Consider the following 4,190-nt stretch of genomic DNA (forward strand, 5'->3'; position numbering starts at 1 on the left):
GCACGCGGCCGCGACGCTGGCCGCGCTCGCCGAGCGGGAGCTGCTCGGCGAGGAGGCGCCGGCCGCCGACGGCACCCCGCGCTACCGGGTGCCCGGGCGGCTCTACCCCCGGCTGGTCCGGCTGCGCGAGCAGGAGGACCGGCCCGCCGAGACCGAGCTCGCCCGGGCCCGGCTGCTGGAGCGGCTGGTCCGGCTCACCGAGTCGGCCCGCGCGCTGCTCGACCCGGCGGCCGGCCCCGGCCCGGACCCGCTGCCCGCCCCGCTGCGGCTGCGCTCGGCGGCGCACGCCCGCGAGTGGCTGCTCGGCGAGCGGGAACTGCTGCTCGGCGCCGTGGCCGACGCGATCGGCCAGGGCGACCTGGACGGCTCGGCCGGGCGCCTGGTCACCGCGCTGCTGCGGACGCTGCCGCTGACCGGGGCCGCCGCCCCCACCGACCTGTACCGGCTGCACGAGCTGGTGCTGAAGGTCGCCGAGCGCAGCGCCCGGCCCCGCCGGGCCTCGGCCGCGCTGCTCAACCTGGGCGACCTCCAGGCCTCGGCGGGCCGCGGGGCGCGGGCCGCCGCCCACTACCGGGCCGCGCTGGAGCACGCCCGGAAGGCCGACGACGAACCGCTCTGCGCCCGGGCCCTGGAGAGTGCGGCCAACTGCCACCGGGCGCTCGGCGACGCGGTGCGGGCCGCCGACTGGTACGGGCGGGCGCTCGGCCTGCGGCAGGCGCTCGGGGACCACGCGGCCGAGGCCCGGCTGCTCTCCCGGGTGGCCGAGGCGCACACCGCGCAGCGCCGTTTCGACGAGGCCGACCGGGAGTACCGGGCCGCGCTCGCGGTGCTGCGCCGGCTGGGGGACGAGCGGGGCCGGGAGGCCGTCGCGGTGGCCCTCGCGGACCTGCGGGAACGCGCGGACGCCGGGTGGTGAAGGGCGTTTCGGAGGTATTGTCGAATATGCCCGGTTGGGACGTCTTTGGCGGGTAAGTCGCAGGGGAAGCCTACGAACCTGCCAATGCGTGCGGGAAAATTATTCACTTTGGAAGGCTGACACGCCGACTGGGCTTCATTACACTCGGACTCAGTCGCGCAGCGATCCCTGCCCCGGGCTGCCCGGAGGCTTCCCCACGTGCGCGTCGCCCACCGGTCTTCTCCGGTCGGGACCCCCATGGCAAGAGGACGTGTTCAGTCGTGAAGGTCGGCATCCCCCGCGAGGTCAAGAACCACGAGTACCGCGTGGCCATCACGCCCGCCGGCGTGCATGAGCTGGTCCGCAACGGGCACGAGGTCTACATCGAGGACAACGCCGGTGTCGGCTCCTCGATCCCGAACGAGGAGTACGTGGCCGCCGGCGCCACCATCCTCCCCACCGCCGACGAGGTGTGGGCCACCGCCGACCTGCTGCTGAAGGTCAAGGAGCCGATCGCCTCGGAGTACCACCGGCTGCGCAAGGGCCAGACCCTCTTCACCTACCTGCACCTGGCGGCCGACCGGGCCGGCACCGACGCGCTGGTCGCGTCGGGCACCACCGCCATCGCGTACGAGACCGTGCAGCTGTCGAACGGCGCGCTGCCGCTGCTCGCCCCGATGTCCGAGGTCGCGGGCCGGCTGGCCCCGCAGGTCGGCTCGTACCACCTGATGCGTCCGGCCGGCGGCCGCGGCACCCTGCCGGGCGGCGTGCCCGGCACCCACCCGGCCAAGGCCGTCGTCATCGGCGGTGGCGTCTCCGGCTGGCACGCGGCCACCATCGCCATCGGCATGGGCTACGACGTGACCCTGCTCGACCGCGACATCAACAAGCTGCGCGAGGCCGACCGGATCTTCGGCACCAAGATCAAGGCCATCGTGTCGAACGCCTTCGAGCTGGAGAAGGCCGTGCTGGAGGCCGACCTGGTCATCGGCGCCGTGCTGATCCCGGGCGCCAAGGCCCCGAAGCTGGTCACCAACGAGCTGGTCTCCCGCATGAAGCCGGGCTCCGTGCTGGTCGACATCGCCATCGACCAGGGCGGCTGCTTCGAGGACTCGCACGCCACCACGCACGACGAGCCGACCTTCAAGGTCCACAACTCGGTCTTCTACTGCGTGGCCAACATGCCGGGCGCCGTCCCGAACACCTCCACCTACGCGCTGACCAACGCCACCCTGCCGTACGTGCTGGAGCTGGCCAACCGCGGGTGGAAGGAGGCGCTGCGCCGCGACGCCGCGCTCGCCAAGGGCCTGAACGTGCACGAGGGCCAGATCACCTTCCCGGCCGTCGCCGAGGCCTTCGGCCTGGAGTCGGTCTCCCTGGAGAGCGTGCTCGCCTGAACCCCCTGACCGCCCGGCGGTCGTTCGCCCCCGACCCGATCACTTCGGGCCGGGGGCTTCGCCGTGCCCGTGATCAGCGGGTCGACCGGGTAGGTCGCTCTGTCGTCAATATCCGTCGGTCATGTCACCCGCCCGCAGAAACGTTGGGGCCGGTGACCCTCTCATCCCTTGACAGCAGCCCGCTCGATAGTCGACACATCCTGCCCACTACCGTGGATTGTGTTGCTGCGAACGCCTTGAACGGCCTAGAGTCGCAAACCGTCGGCATGCTGCCACGCTGACGAATCGACATAGAGTCCTGGATGCCCAAGGAGGTAAGACGACTTGTGAATGAGTCGACAATTGCTCCCGGGGGTGGTCAGCCAGGACTGGCGGAACTCACCGCCGGCCAGCCGAGTGAGGAGCCCGGGGCCCGGCAGCCCTCCGTGGGCTCGGCCGAGGTCGGCTCGGTCGCACTCCGTACGTTCGAAGCACGCCAGAACACAGCACAGGTGACCACGGTGACCGATCACGACGCCGACTTGGCGGCCTACGGCCTGGCCTACGGCGAGTTCGCCTACGGCGCCTACGACGACCCGGACGCCGAGTACGAGCCGGACCCGGAGTACGCCGCCACGCTGGCCCCCGACGCCGCGCGCCAGCGCCGCGAGCGGGTCGGCCCGACCGGCCGTCCGCTGCCGTACTTCCCGATCCCCGCGCCCGTCGCCGAGCACGGCCCCGCCCAGATCATCGCCATGTGCAACCAGAAGGGCGGCGTCGGCAAGACCACGTCGACCATCAACCTGGGCGCGGCGCTGGCCGAGTACGGCCGCCGGGTGCTGCTCGTCGACTTCGACCCGCAGGGCGCGCTCTCGGTCGGCCTCGGCGTCAACCCGATGGAGCTGGACGTCACCGTCTACAACCTGCTCATGGAGCGGGGCCTGACGGCCGATGAGGTGCTGCTGAAGACGGCCGTTCCGGGGATGGACCTGCTGCCGTCCAACATCGACCTCTCCGCCGCCGAGGTGCAGCTGGTCAGCGAGGTGGCCCGGGAGTCCGCACTGGCGCGCGCCCTGAAGCCGCTGCTGCCCGACTACGACTACGTCATCATCGACTGCCAGCCCTCGCTCGGCCTGCTGACCGTCAACGCGCTGACGGCCGCTCACAGCGTGATCGTCCCGCTGGAGTGCGAGTTCTTCGCGCTGCGCGGTGTCGCGCTGCTGACCGAGACCATCGAGAAGGTGTGCGAGCGGCTCAACCCCGACCTGCGCCTGGACGGCATCCTGGCCACCATGTACGACTCGCGCACCGTGCACAGCCGCGAGGTGCTGGCGCGCGTCGTCGAGGCGTTCGGCGAGCACGTCTTCCACACCGTCATCGGGCGGACCGTGCGCTTCCCGGAGACCACCGTCGCCGGCGAGCCCATCACGACGTACGCGACCAACTCGGTCGGTGCCGCCGCCTACCGCCAGCTCGCCAGGGAGGTGCTCGACCGGTGCCGCCCCGCCGAGTGAGTCTCCCGGGTGCCGACGAGCTGTTCCGGACCACGGGAGGGATGGCGCTGTCGCCGTCCCTCGCGCCGCGTCCGGCCGCCGAGGCATCCAGACCGGAGACCGCGCGGACCGTCAACGGCCAACCGGACGGCGCCGCGGGCGCCGAGTCCGCCCAGGGCGCCCAGGACGACCGGCAGGTGACGCCGGAGCAGCAGGCGTCCGCCACGGTGCCGGCGCCCGCCCAGCGGCCCGGCACGGCCGCCGCGCCCGCCGCGGGCGCCGTCGCCGCCGGGGTGACCGTCTCGGGCGGCCGCGGTGCCGGTGCCGCCCCGGCGGCCCGGGTGCACCAGGGCGCCGCCGAGGAGCAGTCCGGTGCCGCCGGGCGCGCCCGGCCGCGCGGCCGCGCGCCGCGCCCGGTCGGACGAG

3 protein-coding genes and 1 pseudogene are annotated in these 4,190 nt (G+C 73.2%); all 4 read left to right on the forward strand.

Going from position 1 to position 4,190, the window contains the following annotated elements:
* A partial coding sequence (locus ABZW03_RS38060) for a tetratricopeptide repeat protein (RefSeq protein ID WP_355269045.1) occupies positions 1-916 on the forward strand: 916 nt, incomplete at its 5' end.
* Positions 917-1,176: 260 nt separating this feature from the next.
* A complete protein-coding gene (ald, locus tag ABZW03_RS38065; protein ID WP_355269046.1) occupies positions 1,177-2,292 on the forward strand; it encodes an alanine dehydrogenase in 1,116 nt (371 codons plus the stop codon).
* 326 nt (positions 2,293-2,618) lie between these two features.
* Positions 2,619-3,785 (forward strand): ParA family protein, encoded by a 1,167-nt coding sequence (locus ABZW03_RS38070; protein WP_224284825.1) that lies wholly within the window; start codon positions 2,619-2,621, stop codon positions 3,783-3,785.
* 41 nt (positions 3,786-3,826) lie between these two features.
* Positions 3,827-4,190, forward strand: a pseudogene (locus ABZW03_RS38075) (hypothetical protein); the annotation flags it as partial.

The organism is Kitasatospora sp. NPDC004799 (genome assembly GCF_040609095.1).
In the GTDB taxonomy this organism is placed as follows: Bacteria; Actinomycetota; Actinomycetes; order Streptomycetales; family Streptomycetaceae; genus Kitasatospora.